15 protein-coding genes are annotated in these 17,575 nt (G+C 60.6%); 6 read left to right on the forward strand and 9 right to left on the reverse strand.

Annotated elements, in window-relative coordinates; all coding sequences use genetic code 11:
* Positions 1–9 precede the first annotated feature (9 nt).
* From NTD82_RS10715 to guaA, 4 genes are all read left to right on the forward strand, one after another.
* Positions 10–780 (forward strand): sulfite exporter TauE/SafE family protein, encoded by a 771-nt coding sequence (locus NTD82_RS10715; RefSeq protein WP_262128745.1) that lies wholly within the window; start codon positions 10–12, stop codon positions 778–780.
* An 18-nt stretch (positions 781–798) separates the two neighbouring features.
* Positions 799–1,356, forward strand: a complete 558-nt coding sequence (locus tag NTD82_RS10720) for a sugar ABC transporter ATPase (protein WP_262128723.1) — start codon at positions 799–801, stop codon at positions 1,354–1,356.
* Between the two features lie 85 nt (positions 1,357–1,441).
* Positions 1,442–2,911 carry an IMP dehydrogenase gene (gene guaB / locus NTD82_RS10725; protein WP_095154226.1) on the forward strand — a complete coding sequence of 490 codons (1,470 nt, stop codon included), beginning with the start codon at positions 1,442–1,444 and terminating at the stop codon, positions 2,909–2,911.
* An 80-nt stretch (positions 2,912–2,991) separates the two neighbouring features.
* Entirely contained in the window at positions 2,992–4,569 is a 1,578-nt protein-coding gene (gene guaA / locus NTD82_RS10730) for a glutamine-hydrolyzing GMP synthase (RefSeq protein WP_095154225.1), read from the forward strand.
* Between the two features lie 136 nt (positions 4,570–4,705).
* Here guaA and NTD82_RS10735 read toward each other — a convergent pair whose 3' ends face one another.
* A complete protein-coding gene (locus NTD82_RS10735) occupies positions 4,706–5,014 on the reverse strand; it encodes a hypothetical protein (RefSeq protein ID WP_262128724.1) in 309 nt (102 codons plus the stop codon).
* Positions 5,015–5,118: 104 nt separating this feature from the next.
* On the reverse strand, positions 5,119–5,427 hold the full coding sequence (locus NTD82_RS10740; protein ID WP_371929292.1) for a hypothetical protein: 309 nt from the start codon (positions 5,425–5,427) through the stop codon (positions 5,119–5,121).
* A 388-nt stretch (positions 5,428–5,815) separates the two neighbouring features.
* Here NTD82_RS10740 and NTD82_RS10745 point away from each other — a divergent pair, with 388 nt between their 5' ends.
* The gene (locus tag NTD82_RS10745) at positions 5,816–5,995 is read left to right on the forward strand and encodes a hypothetical protein (RefSeq protein ID WP_262128725.1); all 180 of its coding nucleotides are present in this window, start codon (positions 5,816–5,818) and stop codon (positions 5,993–5,995) included.
* Positions 5,996–6,250: 255 nt separating this feature from the next.
* On the opposite strand, the gene NTD82_RS10750 is transcribed toward NTD82_RS10745, so the two are convergent.
* Genes NTD82_RS10750 through NTD82_RS10765 form a run of 4 tightly spaced genes read right to left on the reverse strand, consistent with a single transcriptional unit; the run spans position 6,251 to position 11,663 of the window.
* Positions 6,251–7,744 (reverse strand): hypothetical protein, encoded by a 1,494-nt coding sequence (locus NTD82_RS10750; protein WP_262128726.1) that lies wholly within the window; start codon positions 7,742–7,744, stop codon positions 6,251–6,253.
* 59 nt (positions 7,745–7,803) lie between these two features.
* Positions 7,804–8,856, reverse strand: coding sequence for a peptidoglycan-binding protein (locus tag NTD82_RS10755; RefSeq protein ID WP_262128727.1), 1,053 nt, complete (start codon positions 8,854–8,856; stop codon positions 7,804–7,806).
* Positions 8,846–9,421, reverse strand: a complete 576-nt coding sequence (locus NTD82_RS10760; RefSeq protein ID WP_262128728.1) for a hypothetical protein — start codon at positions 9,419–9,421, stop codon at positions 8,846–8,848. Before NTD82_RS10760 ends, NTD82_RS10755 begins: the two co-directional genes overlap by 11 nt.
* A gap of 1 nt (position 9,422) precedes the next feature.
* The gene (locus NTD82_RS10765) at positions 9,423–11,663 is read right to left on the reverse strand and encodes a GNAT family N-acetyltransferase (RefSeq protein ID WP_262128729.1); all 2,241 of its coding nucleotides are present in this window, start codon (positions 11,661–11,663) and stop codon (positions 9,423–9,425) included.
* A gap of 383 nt (positions 11,664–12,046) precedes the next feature.
* Here NTD82_RS10765 and NTD82_RS10770 point away from each other — a divergent pair, with 383 nt between their 5' ends.
* A complete protein-coding gene (locus tag NTD82_RS10770; RefSeq protein ID WP_262128730.1) occupies positions 12,047–13,897 on the forward strand; it encodes an amidohydrolase in 1,851 nt (616 codons plus the stop codon).
* Positions 13,898–13,999: 102 nt separating this feature from the next.
* Here the strand turns inward: NTD82_RS10770 and NTD82_RS10775 are convergent, their stop codons facing one another.
* The 3 genes from NTD82_RS10775 to NTD82_RS10785 all read right to left on the reverse strand — a co-directional run bounded on the left by NTD82_RS10775 (position 14,000) and on the right by NTD82_RS10785 (position 17,555).
* Positions 14,000–14,902, reverse strand: a complete 903-nt coding sequence (locus NTD82_RS10775) for a LysR family transcriptional regulator (RefSeq protein ID WP_262128731.1) — start codon at positions 14,900–14,902, stop codon at positions 14,000–14,002.
* Between the two features lie 115 nt (positions 14,903–15,017).
* Positions 15,018–15,482, reverse strand: coding sequence for a DUF1348 family protein (locus NTD82_RS10780; RefSeq protein ID WP_262128732.1), 465 nt, complete (start codon positions 15,480–15,482; stop codon positions 15,018–15,020).
* Positions 15,483–15,509: 27 nt separating this feature from the next.
* Positions 15,510–17,555: a pyridoxamine 5'-phosphate oxidase family protein gene (locus NTD82_RS10785; protein ID WP_262128733.1), complete on the reverse strand. Its 2,046-nt coding sequence runs from the start codon at positions 17,553–17,555 to the stop codon at positions 15,510–15,512.
* Positions 17,556–17,575 lie beyond the last annotated feature (20 nt).

Raw genomic sequence — 17,575 nt, forward strand, 5'->3', positions numbered from 1 at the left:
CTGTCGGATCTGTTCGCCCAATTGCCGTTTTCTACCCTCGACTGGCTGCCGATCCTGCTCGGTGTGGCCGCCGCCTATGTGGTGTTCGGCATCGCTGGCTTCGGCACTGCGCTGGTGGCCGGGCCGGTGCTGATCAACTTCATGCCGCTGTCGCAGATCATTCCGTTGCTGGTGCTGCTGGATTTCGTCGCCGCGTTCGGCAACTGGCTGCCGTCGCGCAAGGCGGTGGTCAGGAGCGAATTGCTGCGCCTGCTGCCGTTCATGGCGCTGGGCTGCACCCTCGGGGTGATTTTTCTGCTCAAGCTCAAGGCCGATGTGCTGATGTTGCTGATGGGCCTGTTCGTCACTGCCTACGCACTCTATAGCCTGGCGGTGAAGGTCAAACCGGCCAACCTGGCACCGGCCTGGGCGGTGCCGACGGGGACAGTGGGCGGCCTGTTCGGCGCGTTGTTCGGCAGCGGCGGTTTTCTATATGCGCTGTACCTCAATGCCCGCCTGACTTCCACCGAGCAGGCGCGGGCGACCCAGAGTGCGCTGATCAGTTGCAGCACCGTGGTGCGCCTGAGTCTGTTCCTGATCGCCGGGGTCTACGCCGACGGGCCGTTGCTGCTGCTCGCGGTGTGCCTGCTGCCGATGATGTTCCTCGGCCTGCGCATCGGCCGCCGGCTGACCCTGAACATGTCCCGCGAAGCCTTCGTGCGCCTGGTGACCTGGCTGGTGCTGGGCAGCGGCATCGCGCTGATCGGTCGTTACCTGAGTGAGGTAAACTGGCAGCTTTGAGCACGTCTGGCCGCTGTCATGATTACCCAGAGCATCATCGTTCCCCGCATGTCCACCATCCCCGTGCACGAAGCCCGTGCGCGAGCCATCCTGCGCTGGCTGGTACGCGAGAAGATCGTCGAAGAGGGCCTCAGCACCTGCGGCCTCACCGGCAGCCGCATGGGCCACGCCATCGGCGAAGGTGCGCGCAAGGTGGTGGAGCGGCCGGAATTGCTGCCGTATGGCAAGCGCATCAATGGGCTGGAAGTCATCACCAAGCGCTGCATCTATACGCCGCTGGATGATTTCCTCGAAGAAGCGGGCTGCCCGGAATGTCGCCGGGAGGTCGGCGAGGCGCTGTTCGACAGCCTGGAAGACTGGATGCCGGCGCAGACCGATAACTTCACCTGCCCTGAATGCGGCCATGAAGACGACATCAACGGCTTTTTGTTTCTGCAGCCGTGTGCCTTTTCCAACCTGGGCTTCATCTTCAACGGGTGGGCCGACGCCGATTTCAAACAGACCTTCCTCGACGCCTTCGCCGACTGGCTGGATCAGCCGGTGGCGGTGGTGCGGGTGAAGCGGCCAGTCAACTGACCGAAGGCCCATCTTTGCATTGAGTGAACAGGCGCGCATGAGTATAATGGCGCGCTTCCATTTTTCCCGCCCGGGAGCCCCCGCGATGCTGCGTATCAGCCAAGAAGCCCTGACCTTCGACGACATTCTCCTTGTACCTGGCTACTCCGAGGTACTTCCTAACGAAGTCAGTCTCAAGACCCGTTTGACCCGTGGCATCGAGCTGAACATTCCGTTGGTTTCCGCCGCCATGGATACCGTGACCGAAGCCCGCCTGGCCATCGCCATGGCGCAGGAAGGCGGCATCGGCATCATCCACAAGAACATGACCGTCGAGCAGCAGGCTGCCGAAGTCCGCAAGGTCAAGAAGTTCGAGGCCGGTGTAGTCACCGACCCGATCACCATTGACGCCGACGCCACCGTTCGCGATCTGTTCGAACTGACCCGCCTGAACAACATCTCCGGCGTACCGGTGCTGAACAACGGCGACCTGGTCGGCATCGTCACCTCCCGTGACGTGCGCTTCGAAACCCGCCTGGACATCGCCGTCCGCGACGTGATGACCCCGAAAGAGCGTCTGGTCACTGTCCGCGAAGGCGCCGACAAGAACGAAGTCCGCGAGCTGCTGCACAAGCACCGCCTGGAAAAAGTCCTGATCGTCGATGGCAACTTCAGCCTCAAGGGCATGATGACCGTCAAGGACATCGAAAAAGCCAAGGCCTACCCGCTGGCCAGCAAGGACGACCAGGGTCGTCTGCGTGTCGGCGCTGCTGTCGGTACCGGCAAGGACACCGCCGAGCGCGTTGCCGCACTGGTTTCCGCTGGTGTTGACGTAGTGGTGGTGGACACCGCCCACGGCCACTCCAAAGGCGTGATCGACCGCGTTCGCTGGGTCAAGGAAACCTTCCCGCAAGTGCAGGTGATCGGCGGCAACATCGCCACCGGCGCTGCCGCCAAGGCCCTGGCTGAAGCCGGCGCTGACGCGGTCAAGGTCGGTATCGGCCCTGGCTCGATCTGCACCACCCGTATCGTTGCGGGTGTCGGCGTGCCGCAGATCAGCGCCATCGCCAACGTCGCCGCCGCCCTCGAAGGCACCGGCGTTCCACTGATCGCCGACGGCGGCATCCGCTTCTCCGGTGACCTGTCCAAGGCCATCGTCGCGGGCGCTTCGTGCGTGATGATGGGTTCGATGTTCGCCGGTACCGAAGAAGCGCCGGGTGAAGTCGAACTGTTCCAGGGCCGTTCCTACAAGGCTTACCGTGGCATGGGCTCGCTGGGCGCCATGGCTCAGGCACAAGGTTCCTCGGACCGTTACTTCCAGGATTCCTCGGCCGGCGCCGAGAAGCTGGTTCCGGAAGGCATCGAAGGCCGCGTTCCTTACAAAGGCGCACTGGCCGCGATCATCCACCAGTTGATGGGCGGTCTGCGTTCCTCGATGGGCTACACCGGCAGCGCCGACATCGAAGAAATGCGCACCAAGCCTGAGTTCGTGCGCATCACCGGTGCCGGCATGGCCGAGTCCCATGTGCATGACGTACAGATCACCAAAGAAGCGCCAAACTACCGCGTAGGTTGATGCTCCTGGCAACACCGTTAAGCGGGGCTGTTATCGAACAGCCCCGCGTCGTTTCCGATTACCACTGACGAGATTGAGTCATGGCCCTCGACATTCACGCTCACCGCATCCTGATTCTCGACTTCGGTTCCCAGTACACCCAGCTGATCGCCCGCCGCGTGCGCGAAATCGGCGTGTACTGCGAACTGCACCCGTTCGACATGGACGATGAAGCCATTCGTGCATTCAACCCGCGCGGCATCATCCTCGCCGGCGGTCCAGAGTCCGTCCACGAAGCCAACAGCCCGCGCGCGCCGCAGGCCGTTTTCGACCTGAACGTACCGGTACTGGGCATTTGCTACGGCATGCAGACCATGGCCGAGCAGATGGGCGGCAAGGTCGAAGGTTCGGACCTTCGCGAATTCGGTTATGCCCGCGTTGACGTGGTCGGCAAGAGCCGCCTGCTTGACGGCATCGAAGACCACGTCGACGACGACGGCGTCTTCGGCCTGGACGTGTGGATGAGCCACGGTGACAAGGTCACCCAGATGCCGAAGGACTTCCACGTCCTGGCCAGCACCCCGAGCTGCCCGATCGCCGGCATGTTCGACGATGCCCGCGGCTACTACGGCGTGCAGTTCCACCCGGAAGTGACCCACACCAAGCAGGGCGGTCGCATCCTGTCGCGCTTCATCCTCGACATCTGTGGCTGCGAAGCCCTGTGGAACGCCTCGAACATCGTCGAGGACGCCATTGCCCAGGTTCGCGAGCAAGTCGGTTCGGCCAACGTGCTGCTGGGCCTGTCCGGCGGTGTCGACTCCTCCGTGGTTGCCGCGCTGCTGCACCGCGCCATCGGCGACCAACTGACCTGCGTCTTCGTCGACAACGGCCTGCTGCGTCTGCACGAAGGCGAGCAAGTGATGGCCATGTTCGCCGAGAACATGGGCGTCAAGGTGATCCGCGCCAACGCCGAAGAGCAGTTCCTTGGCAACCTGGCCGGTGAGTCCGACCCGGAGAAGAAGCGCAAGATCATCGGTCGCACCTTCATCGACGTGTTCGATGCCGAGGCCAGCAAGCTGGACAACATCCAGTTCCTCGCCCAGGGCACCATCTACCCGGACGTGATCGAGTCGGCTGGCGCCAAGAGCGGCAAGGCTCACGTAATCAAGTCGCACCACAACGTCGGTGGCCTGCCGGAGGAAATGAACCTCAAGCTGGTCGAGCCGCTGCGCGAACTGTTCAAGGACGAAGTGCGCAAGATCGGCCTGGAACTGGGCCTGCCGTACGACATGGTCTACCGTCACCCGTTCCCGGGCCCGGGCCTGGGCGTGCGTATCCTCGGCGAAGTGAAGAAGGAATACGCCGACCTGCTGCGTCGTGCCGACCACATCTTCATCGAAGAACTGCGCAAAGCCGATTGGTACCACAAGACCAGCCAGGCCTTCGTCGTGTTCCAGCCGGTGAAATCGGTGGGCGTCGTTGGTGATGGCCGTCGCTACGCTTGGGTCGTCGCCCTGCGTGCCGTCGAGACCGTGGACTTCATGACCGCGCGTTGGGCACACCTGCCGTACGAGCTGCTGGAAACTGTCAGCGGCCGGATCATCAACGAGATCGAAGGGATTTCGCGGGTGACCTACGACGTGTCGAGCAAGCCGCCGGCGACGATTGAGTGGGAATGATCCCGCGTCCGGCACTGACCGGCACCCACTAGCAAGAAAAAACCTGAAGCCCGCGTAACTGCGGGCTTTTGGCTTTTTGGGGCAGGCAAGGCCCCATAGCGTAGAGCGCTGATTCCCTGTTTCTTCTAGTGATGGATTACCGGCGGCCGTCGCACACCGGTGATTCGCCAACGCGGCCTTGCTTGCACAGATCCATATTGTCCTTACGCTTGAAGCCAGCATCTTTCATGCAATAGAAGTGCTTCAATTCCGCATCGATTGAGCCGTTGCCTATGCCCGCGACATTGGGGTACCCGCACGCGAGCATGGCACTCTTGACCCCCTCGACCGAGACGCCGCTCTTTTGCCAATTGGTGAAGTCCGGCGGTGGCGGTTGAAAGCCCCTTCCCGTACAGCCCACCAGTAACACAGCGAAAAAGCTCAACAGCAGGCTCCTGGTAAACATGGCGTTCTCCCTCACGCTATGACTCGGACAACACGTGACACGCCGTTGTCTGAGTTTTTCTAGAAAGGCCTGCGGCATTTCCGCGTGGAGTGTGTGAAGGATCATTACCGGCGTCCGTCGCACACCGGGGACTCGCCGATGCGGCCTTGCTTGCACAGGTCGAGCTTATCCCGGCGCGAGAACCCTGCGTCTTTCATGCAGTAGAACCGGGTCAGCACAACATCAATCGGCGATTTGTCTCCCACGCCATCAAGATTGGTGTACCCGCAAGCACGCATGGCGTTGTCGACGCCGGATTGGGATTCCCCCTTTTTGTACCATTGCGTGTAGTCCCCTGGCGGCGGTTGGAAAGGGGTACAGCCTCCAACTACCAGAAGGCTCAGGCCCAGCAACTGATTGCGCGTCAGCAGCATCACATTCTCCATGTCCATAAGTGGCCCGGACTTCGCCCGGTTATCTCCGTTCAGCACCTTCAGACACTCTCTACGGCGCGTGTGTTCAAGCCTGTGAAGCATTAACCCATTCAGCGCCGGTAGTTCCATTGGCCATGAATGACCATCAAGCCAGCGTGATTTTCCGGACCATCGGCGGCGAGGGTGATCGTCCTGTCAGTTACATGTACGGGTATGCCAATACTGGATTTGAGAGCGCGGGTGATCGGGTTTATGAAAGCGCATACCGGCTTATCTGAAGAAAATGGCCGGTGGTACTGACAGCATCAGTACGTTGGTCGAGGCCGACAAAACGGTGCTTGTGAAAGGGCAGGGCTAGGACAAACCGTTCACCTTCAACGGCATTCCCATGCCGACGCCGTTCGACAAGGAACAGCCTGTTGCGCAGCAATTCACGACACAAGCCAAGAAGAATTATCTGGTTGAAACGGTGATTGCGGACACGTGGGTCATGAATGTGTATGAGGTCTCTACAACCGGTGACCGCAAGACCATTGGCGTGCCCAAAAAAGATGCCGGCGCAGACTGACCGCGCAGGGGGCTTGGAGGGGCAAAGCTTGAGTTTGATGGGGTTTCTCGACGCACTCCAAGACTTTGCTCACATCACGGCTGACAAATACCGTCGATGACCACACCACGCGAGTGGTTTATTTTCGTTATTGAAAGAATCGCATTGCTGGGTCGGTATTGAGCGAGAGGCTGGTGCCTGTAGTGCGTTCGTCGGGAAGGCGAAAGTCTGGGCGCAGTTGAGCCATTGACTCTGATCGACGGCGAAATATCTGCGTTATTTCGTTTTTATTTTTTTATGTACTTTACTCTCTTGGGCTAGTTCGTCATCGTCTTCTTCGTAATTATCTTCGTCATCTTCTTCAGAATTTTCTTCAAAATCCTCGTCCTCGTCCTCATGCTTTTTCAGGGTGCGTTCTCGTTTTAGCTCGGCCTGTTCTTCTCTTGTTCGTTTTGCAAAGTAGGCGGTTTGTTGCCGCTCCAGTTCCTCGGCCCCATGTTCCTCGCAAGCGATGAATGTAGTGGATTCCGGATTAAGACTCATCTCAGTTGCTTCGTTGTTGCACCCTGCGTGCAGACATTGTAATGGTGGAGGTTCTGGGACGGTGTCTCTGTCGCAAGGTTTCTCGGCGGGGCAGTTAAGGATGTTTCTGGTGACATCGAGGAAAAATTCCATATCCTCATCCAGATTTGCGCAGTATTCATTGTCAATCTCTGTGTGCTTCCCGCCTATCGTCAGCAGACCTCTGGAGTTGTCGATATTGACCAGTATTTTATCACCGGCAAAAATGGAAAAACCGTTGTCTCCCCAGTGTGGGGGGGTGCGACTTACAAATACCAGTTTATGTTTATGGTATACATCAATGAAATGATGTTGCGTCATGACTATGTTTGATGAAGCCTTATTGGCATGTGGCAGCAGGTTTTGCCCGGGGTGCTTGTGGCCGCGTCCAGCGCCCATGATGACCCAATACAATGTGCTTTTGAGCTTACTGGCTTTTGAATTGGTATGGCCCACCGTCGAGCCGTGATGGTCGAGCTTTACAATGGTGGCATCGAGCGGGCCTGCTTCCGCGTCGCCGCCTGTGTAGTAAGTGGTTTTGGTTCTTCCTTTACTATCTACAAGTATCCACTGCAGGCTTGAACCATTATTTCCGTTACATAGGCTCGGGTTTAAAGGGGCAGGGTTGTTTTGTAGTACAAGGGAAAAGCCATTATCGAATGTCAGGGTGTTTGCATTGTTATAATTGATTCTTGTTTTTCGCACAGCCTCCACAGCGTTCTTCAATTGCCGGCATGCAACGGCAACACTGCTGGCTTCTTCCCTGTTTGTCGGCTTGCCATACATATCCTTGTTCAAGACTTTTGCTCGAGCAGGTGTGATGATTTCTATTGTTTCAAACGGATCCTCATGCTCGTCTTCGTCTTCGTCGTCCTCCTCGACTCCGGTACAGTCCATGCAGATTGTTTTTATTGCATGGAATAGGCCGAGGTAGTGATCGGTATCGAAGTGACTGACTATGAATGCCAGCGGCATTATTTCTTGCTCCATCAATTCCGTCAGCAATGTTGACAAGCGCGTTCCGGTTTCAACCTTCCCGCCATCGATCACGATAAATTGGCTATCGGTGAAAAGCACAGTACAGTCGCCGCCCGCCCCACAGTCCAGATGGATGATGCGGATTAAAGGTCGACCCTTACTTTTAACGGTGGACTTGCTTCCCAGTGATGCGGAAAAAGCGCTAGTTGCTGAGGTGCTCGATGGCTTCATGGGGAGGCTCTATCTCGGGTGCTGCCCGGTTGGTCAAAAGTTTTCACTTCCCGGAACGATCATGATAATGCGGCGCTCAAAAGTGCTTGTCGGGTCGCTTCATCCATGCTGCCGGTCTCTTCAAGTTGCCTGGCCCGCTGAAATTCGCGAATGGCCATCTCTGTTTTTCCGTCAGGACCGTTGCCTTCCTCTCCGCAGTCGTAACCAAGGCACTTCAGGCGTCCCTGCCAGCCCGAGACTGTGTCGATAGGGTCTGTGTAACCAATATTGAAAGCGTAGGTTTCGGCCTGCGGACCCGGGTTCAACACGATCGTGGCTTGGGTGATGTCCGGGCTGACAGCCTGGTTTACGAAGCCCTGAGCATCTGTTTTGCCCGATATCTCGGCCTCGGCATCCCCCCGCCCTATCGTCAGGCTGAGCAGATAGGGCACCCCTTCTCTGGGGCTCTCATCATCGTTGAGGAAACGGATGTGCAAAAATTCCGGCACCCCTTTGCGTTCAATCGTCAGGTGCTTGCCGGCTTCAGCCGCTTCTGTCTTTTGGCGTTTTTCAGGGATTACAACCTCGTCGTTTGCCAGAAGGATGTACATGTTGTCGTGGCGCAACTCTTTCAGTGCTGCGTTCGCGTCATGCTCCCAAATAGTGGCTGGGAAGAATCCATAGCGCTCGGCGATTTTCCCGATGCATTCGCCTTGCTTGATGACATGAGTCTGCTCACTGGCAGGCGATGCCTCAGGTGCGGGTTGCCAGGTTGCGAGCAGGGTGCAGTTGGCGTCCGCTTCGGATAAGTCCACGGTGGTTTTTACCTGCCACGCCTCTTCATCCAGTTCAGGCAGGCTCAGTTGATAAGTGCCCAGCGGCAGGCCTTTGAAAAGGAAGCGTCCGTCCGGGCTGGTCTTGCCAATGAGTGCCTGACCGTCATCCCGGGTAATCACCAACTCGATACCATCGAGTCCTTTCCCGTCTTCACCAACCACTGTTACTTCAATGACCTTGTTCGGGTCCTGTGGAGGCGGTGGGCAAGTGATAGTCGTTGCGTCTACCGCCTGAGTATCACTCTGGGCTTGGGCGGCCTGGTCTGCCTGTGCCAGAGACGAGGTGTCAGTCGCCAATGAAAAACTCCTCGTCGCTGAACAGGGACTCACTGAGGCGGTAGTCCGATGGATTGCTTTTGATCTGCCTCTGTCTATCCAGGCGCTCAGGCTGGGCGTTTTGATAGCTGTCGGGGCCTGAGTGATCTGCTGCTACCTGGGGTTCGAATACAACTGGTTTGTCGCTCGGCAGCAATCCGAGTTCTCGACGCTGCCTCAGATTGCGGTCTTCGACCTTTTGCCGGTGCAGGCAACTTTCCACCAACCGGTTCAGGCGCTCGCCGGGGTGGGGCAGGGCGGTGTCGGTGAGGATGTTGCGCATCCACAGCAAATTCGGGTCGCTGTCGAATGCCCAGCCGTAGGTCGCGGCCAGATTGATGAATCGACAGACCTGCTGCCGGCTGGTCAGTTGGTAGCTGGCGGCACGGTCGATCAGTGAGTTGACCTGGCTGCGCAGATCGTCGCGGGTCAGGCGCCAGGCTTGCGTGGGGAAGTGGCTATACAGGTGGTTCATCATTTCATCGATGAACTGCTGACGGGGCGGCTGGGCCAGAGCCTGAAGTTGCGTGTTCTGAATGATCAGCATGCTAGCCGGACTCTTGTTCGGTCAGAAAACGGCTGAGGGTGTTGCTCAGTTCCGGCCCGCTGGTGGCTTGTCCAAAGTAGTAATAGTGACAGCCGTCCGGGATGCCAGCCGGCTGGACTGGCAGACGCCGGTAGCCAAGCCTGGTCAGGACCCGTTGAGAACGGGTGTTGGCCTGGTCGACCGTGGCGAACAGATGATGGATGCCTCTGACGCGAGCCAATTGGTGCAGGAGCGTCATGGCCTGAAGACCGTAGCCCTGATTCTGGTAGCTCTGCCCAATCCAGTAGTAGAAGCGGGCGCTTCGACTACCGTCGGGTGCTGTGGCCTGAGGCAGGTATTGCAGTGCGGCAACACCAATCAGGCCAAGGTCCGGATGCAGGATCCCCAGTACAGGGTTGTGCTCTGACTGTTGCTTGCGCAGCCAGTCACGTGTCTGGTCAATACTCCGCATGCGCTCCACCCCGGCCAGTCGGCAAAGTTCCGCATTGCGCTGCATGCGGTAGAGCGCCCGAGCCTGATGAGGGCCGAGCAGGCTGGCGTACACGGCCTTGGTGTCAGGCGCCGGAGGATCGGGCAGTTGCAGGGTCGGAGCGCCCAACAGCCTTTCACAGCGGGCTTGCCAATTGCTCAGGTCGGCGAGTTGGCGATGGATATCGAACGCCTCTTCCTCATCTCCCGCCTGATCGTCGCCCACCCGTTCCAGCGCCTTGAGCAGGCAGGTTTCGGCCTGGCTGTAGCTCGCCAATTGCCAATGCGCGATGCCCAGATTGAACCAGGTACTGCTGTGATCTTGTTCTTTCTCCTGCGTCGGAGCAGGGCGTTCGAGCGATTGGCCAAACCAGCCGATAGCCGCGGTCCAGCGATTGAGCTCGACGGCCAGGCTGCCCAGGTCGAAGGCCAGGTCGTAGTCCTCGCCGATAGGCAGGTGAAAACGCCAGACTTCGCCAAGTGCCTGATACCACCGCTGTTGCGCCGCACCCGATAACCGGGCGAGCACGGCGTCGATCTGCGGCAGCAACAGGTAGAACACCTTGGTATCCCAGTGCGCGAGACGCAGGAAGGCGAGCATCTGCTCCTGGCTCAGGGATTCTGCCCCGGTCTCCAGGGCCTGTTTGATGCGGTAGAAATCGTTGGGGTTGAACCCGTGCAAAGCCTGTTGTGCGGCGGCGGTGGTTTCGCGCCAGGTGCCAACGGGAGCCGCGCGCCAGCAGGCAGCCAGAAGGGCCAGGCCATTTCCGGGCGGGCTGGACCAGCAAGCGCCGCCATTGCTCTGGATGATGTCCGCCAAGGCCGGGTAGTTGACCGGCAGGGTGAAGCTGCCGTGGCAGGCAAAGTCAGGTGTTTGTTGTCTGGCGAGGTCTTTCAGTTCATGGCTGCCACGGTCGGCGCTGAGCAGCAGCAGGTTGCCGTCGTACAGTTGGCTGAGGCGTTCCAGCGCATTCAATGCCTGCGCAGGAAAGAGCAGGGCGCAAGGCGACAGGTGCTGGGCGTAGCGCTCGATCAACCGGTTCCAGTTCTGGTCAGGATAATCGGGGGCAACGATCCGGCGCTTTTGATAGTCCGGGGCCAGGCCGGAAAACGGCTGGTTGGCATCGCTTTCGGGGCCTCTTTCGACCTTCAGCCAGCCTTCATAGAGGTGTTCTTTATCGAGGAAGAACAAGTCCTGGCGCAGGCTGCCGAACACGTAGTTGGCGATGACCACCGGAGGCAGCTTGAGGCTGCCGGGCGTCAGGGTTATCTGCTGATGTTGCAGCGCCACCTGGCTGTCGGTTTCCACATCGAACAAGGCAAAGTCGAGGCGGCCCTGCTGGATGAAGGGATCGAGCCTGCCATGCAGCCGCTCGCGCCAGTGCTCTAGGGTCCTGGCGTTGAAGTCGGTCATCACGTAGCAGACCCGGTCATCCGGCCCGCGAATGGCATCGAAGGCCTCGAAGAACTGCAGCAGGAAGTGCCAGGCAAAACGCCCGCAACCACTGCCCAGTTCGATGATGTACAGCGGCTGTTCGCTGACCAGGCCTTGGGCCTTGAGGTCACGCCAGAAGCCCAAAACCATCTGCGCATAGGCCATCGCCATGACAGGATGGCTGGTCACGTAGTGCGGTACGTGCGCCCCGGCCCAGGCATCCAGCCCTTTTTCGCTGTAGTACTGACGCTGCAGATCCCACAACGGGGATTTGGCGAAGGCGGTGTAATCGGGCGTTCGCAGCGCTTCGCTGTGGGGGGTAATGCCGGTATCAGACATCAATGAGATTCCCGCTGCATCGTTATGCCAAGACCGGGCCAGTCTAGCCGGAGCGTTGCTTTGAGCAAGAAAAATATGGCTATTTGATATTGGTGGTTTTTCGGTGCTGCATTGAGCTGCGACGGGCATCTGACACCGTAAATCCGGGCTGATCGCGAATTTTCTGGCTTTTGGAGTACTCGGGGAAATTGCTAAGTTCACATACCAAATTGTGAGTACACGCACAACTTGTGGTGCTAAGTTGAGCCCGCTATCGAGTACGGACCAGGACGGCCTCTCGACCTCTTCGCATTGCCGGACGCGAGGATAACCGGACTGAAATCGTGCCATGCGATGTTCATCGTCATTCCACAGACCCTCTCTGAAACTGAAAGGAATCACTCATGTCGCAACAACCTCAATTCGGCTGTGCCTGCTGTACCCCCAACATGCTGCCGCGCTTCGAGCACGCAGCCGAAGCTTGGCAGGCCCTGCACGCCGAGGCCGAGACACTGGCCCCCCATGGCGGTCAGCAAGCCGTGATTTTCTTTGGCGGCAATATCTACCCTGATCCCGAGCGGGCGGGGCAGCAGGTCGAGGCCATCGGTATCGCCGAGGGCGAGGTGAAGGCGAGCGGCGCACTGGACGATGTCCGCAAGGCGATGCAGCAGTACACGCCGGTCGATCGCCCGCTGAAGCCGGAAGAAACCTTGTTGCCCGGCTTGATCGATGCCCATGCGCACCTGATGTCTACCGCACTGATCACCGGATGGACCGATCTGTCGCCCATTCAGGGTCAGAGCCTGAACAGGGAATACAGCATCGCCCACGTCGAGGCCGAGATCGTGAAGGCCGCCAAGGCGGTGAAAGACAAGCCCAAGGATCAGCAATGGGTGACCGGGTTCGGTGTCGACCCCTCGTTGATGAAGGATTGGCAGGACATCCAGGCATCCACGCTTGATGGCCTTTACCCCGAGTTACCTGAGCTGAAGATCTTCCTGCTCAACGCGTCCGGTCATATCAGCTATGCGAACACCAAGGCCCTGAAGCTGGCCGGTCTCGACAAGGAATACAAAGATGGCGTCCTGACCGAAACCCAATCGGCCCTGATGATCCCGCATCTGCCTAAACCGGGACCGTTGCAGTTTTTCCGCAACTTGTTACAGGTCTTCAGTGACGCGAACAAGCGTGGAATCACCACGGTATTCGATGCGAGCGTCGGGTTGGTCGGCAAGCAGTATGAAATCGGCCTGATGAGGCTGCTGGCCAAGACTCATGTACTGACGCTGCGGGTAGGCGGGGCCTTGTATGGCAGCGATGACGCCGATCTGAAGATGTGGCTGAAGTCCTACCATCCCGAACTGGACAGCGAGGGCAACGAGCTGTTCACGCTGCGCGCGATGAAACTGATCGCCGACGGCTCGAATCAGGGGCTCACCGGGCTGCAGAGCGAGCCCTACAAGTGTTGCCATGAGCATCAGGTACCAGGCGTCGGCGCCTACGGCCTGTTCAACTACAACCCGGTGCGCGAACTGGCCAATGTCATGGCCGATGTCACCGCCAAGGGCTGGCCGATCCTGACCCACGCCAACGGCGACGAAGCGATCGACAACGTGCTGTCCGCCTACCAACTGGCCCTTTGCAATCCGCCGACCGACAAGGCCCCGCTGCCCGAGCCGCCGTTCAACAGCGTGCCGGCCTGGGCCAACCAGCGCCACCGTATCGAACACTGCTCGCTGCTGCACGACGACGCCATTGCCCTGATGAAGCGCATGGCGATCTCACCGAGCTTCCTGATCGGTCATGTCGGCTACTGGGGCCAGGCATTCCAGCAAACCATCCTCGGCGAGGAACGCGCCGACATGCTCGACCGTTGCGCCTCGGCGTTGAAAGGTGGCCTGCGCATCAGCCTGCACAGCGACCGTTTTGTCACCCCGTTCGGTCCGCTGCGCTACATGGAGCAGGCGATTGGCCGGGTGATGGAAGCCGTGGTGGATGAGCAGGATGACAACAAGCGGATTCTCAACAAGGAAGAGCGCCTCGATGTGCACCAGGCCCTGCGCGCGGTGACCATCGATGCGGCCTGGCAATGCCATCTTGACCATCAGGTCGGTTCGCTGCTGCCGGGCAAGCAGGCCGACCTGGTGATCCTGGCCAAGGATCCGCTGCAATGGAAGGCCGCCGATGCGGCTGGCATGCGCGATATCCCTGTGCAGGAAACCTGGGTCAGTGGGCGCAAGGTGCATTCGGCGTAATGAGCTGATGGGGCCCCGGCCATTGGCCGGGGCTTGCTCGATTCATTGCAGGCAAGCACCAGCCTGGAACCTGTGGGAGCCGGTCTTGCCGGCAAAGCCCTGTTACTGACGAACACCCCCAAACAGCGGATTGCCCCGCAACCGCTCCACCGCAATATCCACGAACGCTCGCACCTTCGCCGGCGCCTGTCGTCCTTGTGGATATACCAGGTGAATCGGCAGCGGTGGCTCTTCGAATTCCTCCAGCACCACCTGCAATTCACCGGCGAGCAAGGCCGGCCCGACCTGGTAATGCAGCACCCGGGTCAATCCCCAACCCGAACGCGCCGCATCGATCACCGCCTGGTTGGTATTGCACATCAGCACCGGGTCGATGCCGATTCGCTGACCACCGGCGAAGCGCCATTCCGGCGAAGCCCATGAGCTGTTGGACGCGACGATGCGGTGGTCCTTGAGGTCTGTCGGGGCGGTCGGGGTACCGCGCTTTCCAAGGTAGTCCGGCGCCGCGCAGATCACGTGACGTACCGCGCCGACCCGCACCGCAGTCAGGCCGGAGTCCGCCAGATGGCCGATGCGCACGGCAACATCGAGCCCTTCCTCGACGATATTCACCTGACGATCGATGAACAGGGTCCGCGCATGCATGCCGGGGTAGGCGTCGAGGTAGTCGGTAACGATCGGCAGTACGTACAACTGGCCGAACAGGATCGGCGCGGTGATCGCCAATGTCCCGGACGGCTCGCTGTAGTGACCGGCCGCCGCCGCTTCGGCTTCGGCGATATCACCGAGAATGCGCCGGCAGTCGGCAAGATAGTGTGCGCCGGCCTCAGTGGTCTTCACCGAGCGGGTTGTGCGCACCAGCAGGCGGGCGCCGACCAGATCTTCCAGTGCCGCCACGATGCGCGTCACCGCCGGTGCGCTCATGTGCATCTGGCGTGCGGTCTTGGCGAAGCTCTCGGTTTGCGCAACGTTCACGAAGACGCGCATCGCCAGCCAACGGTCCATTGCGGTGGGTTTCCTTCGGGTCAGGGACGTGTCATGGGCATCTCCGGTGAGTCCCGGGACGCCGTCGGGGTGCCCGGGATTATGTGCCATTTTGCGCATCCTTCCAGTGTCGGCTTCAGAAGCCGAAGTGGCTGAGGCCCGGGTGATCGTCCGGGCGCCGGCCCAGCGGCCAGTGGAACTGGCGGTCTTCTTCGCGGATCGGCTGTTCGTTGATGCTGGCGTGGCGCGCGCGCATCAGGCCGTCTTCGGCGAACTCCCAGTTCTCGTTGCCGTAGGCGCGGAACCACTGGCCGCTGTCGTCGCGGTACTCGTAGGCGTAGCGCACGGCGATGCGGTTGCCGGTGAAGGCCCACAGTTCCTTGATCAGCCGGTAGTCCAGTTCGCGGTTCCATTTGCGGGTGAGGAAGGCTTCGGCTTCGGCGCGGTTGTGGACGAACTCGGCGCGGTTTCTCCAGCGGGTGTCCGTGGTGTAGGCCAGCGCGACTTTGGCAGCGTCGCGGCTGTTCCAGCCGTCTTCGGCCAGGCGGACTTTTTCGATGGCGCTCTGTTCGGTGAAGGGTGGCAGCGGTGGACGGGACATGGTCAGTCTCCTGAGTGATGAGTGAAGTCAAAGGGCGAGCTGGATCGGGTCCTCACCGGCCGCGACCGCGCAGCAGATGAGCACTTCATCGTCGCCGACGCTGGCGCTGGGTTCCTTGATATAGGTGACCGCGCCCTTGAGCAGGCGGGTGCGGCAGGTGCCGCAATGACCTTCGCGACAACTGTATTCGGGCGACAGTCCACGGGCTTCCGCCAGTTCCAGCAAGGTGCCGGAGTCTGGCGTCCAGCGCGCTTCCTTCAGCGAGTCCATGAAGGTGACCGCCACCGGTTCTGTCGCGGGCGGCAGGCGCACGGGCGCGGCGCTGGCGCCGGTGCGGGTCAGTGAGCCGGGCCCGAAAGCCTCGGCGTGAATGCGCTCGTCGGCGATGCCGTAGCCGCGCAAGCCGTCGTAGATCGCCTGGGTGAATGCGGGCGGGCCGCACAGGTAGAACGCGTAATCGCCGAAGGGCAGATACCGCCCGAGCAGCGGCATGTCGATGCGGCCTGCGGCGTCGTAGTCGATGCCGTGCGCAGCGTCCTGGGTGTCGCTCAGCACCCGGACCACGTTGACGGCGCCGTTGGCCATGGCGACCAGCGCCGCCAGTTCCTCATCGAAGGCACGCTCCGCCGTCGAGCGGGCGGCGTAGAACAGCGTGGCGGGGCGGATTCGCTGGGTGCGTGCGCCTTCGAACACGAGGTGGCGCAGCATCGCCAGCATCGGCGTGATGCCGACCCCGCCGGCGATCAGCACTGCGGGGCGTGGGTCCGCGGCATCCAGGGTGAAATCGCCTGCCGGCGCCCGCGCCTCCAGCGTGTCGCCTTCGCGCAGTTCGTCGTGCAGATAGCCGGACACCCGGCCGTCGCGTTTCACGCTGATGCGGTAAAGCCCATCGGACGGCGCCACCGACAGGGTGTAGGTGCGAATGACCGGTTTGTCCGCGCCGGGGAGGCGGACGCGGATGGGCAGGTGCTGGCCCGCCAGATGGGGCAGCAGCCCCGCGCCATCGGCGGGTTCGAGGTGGAAGGAGCGGATCGACGCGCTTTCCTGCACCACCCGGACCACGTTCATTACGCGCCAGCGGGTGGCGAGGTCGGCCGCGCGCAGGCGCTCTTGCGCCTGCTGCCAGTCGCCGGTCATCAGCGAGCTGTCGGCCTCGCCGTCTTTCTGGGATTTCCAGCGCAGTGCGAGGCCGCCGGGGCGGCGGACAATCCTGCGCGGGCGGAAAGTCCAGAGCCGTTCGGCCCCCTGAAAGGCCGCGATTTCCGGCGAATCGAAAATGACCTCGGCATCGCCGGTCATCTGCAACACATCGCCGCTTTCGTAATCGACGAACAACAGACCGGCCTTGCCGTTGAGATGGATATTGCCCAGGGTCGAGAAGAACAGATTGCCGTTGAAGTCGGGGATGGTCAGCAGGCCATCCTCGCCGACGCGAACGAAGCCCGGCTTGCCACCGCGATGGGACACGTCGACCTGACGGCGTTCCTCGCGGTCGGCGTAGGTGGCGACGAAAAAGGCATCGGCCCCCTCGATCAGCGATCGTGCCCGGGCATCGAGGGTGGGGAGTGCTTCGATCTGTCCGGCGAACGCAGCCTGCGGATCCCGGGCAAAGGAAAAGTCCCGCAACTGGATGTATCGCGGGCAGTTACCGAAGCTCTGGTCGACCTCGACCCGAAAGCCTTGGGCGAGACCCGACAGCACCCCGTTCATACGGTTGCGCCGCCGGCTGTGCATCTCGATCCCGAGCAGGCCGACGGGGGCGCCATCGAACATCCCCAGGCCAGCCGGATCCAGTGGGTCCGGCCGGGTGGCGATATCGAGGGCCGTTGGTGAAGGCGAGCTCATGAAACCAGGCCGGCCTTCGAGAAAGGTCGCCCAGGCATCGCCCTCGGTGTCCACGCTGCCGAGTACGATGAACGGCAGTTGGCGGTAGAAGTCGCGATGCTGGTCGGGCATGAAATCCCGTATGACCCGCTGGCCGACACCTTCCATGCGCTCGGCGACGCCGACTTTCTCCTGGATGAATTTCTCGCCTTCATGCCAGGTGGACAGCGTGTTCAGGTGTTCGGCCATGTCCGTTGCTCCCGTGGGAA

The sequence above is a fragment of the Pseudomonas sp. 5P_5.1_Bac1 genome (assembly GCF_025466015.1).
Lineage (GTDB): Bacteria > Pseudomonadota > Gammaproteobacteria > Pseudomonadales > Pseudomonadaceae > Aquipseudomonas.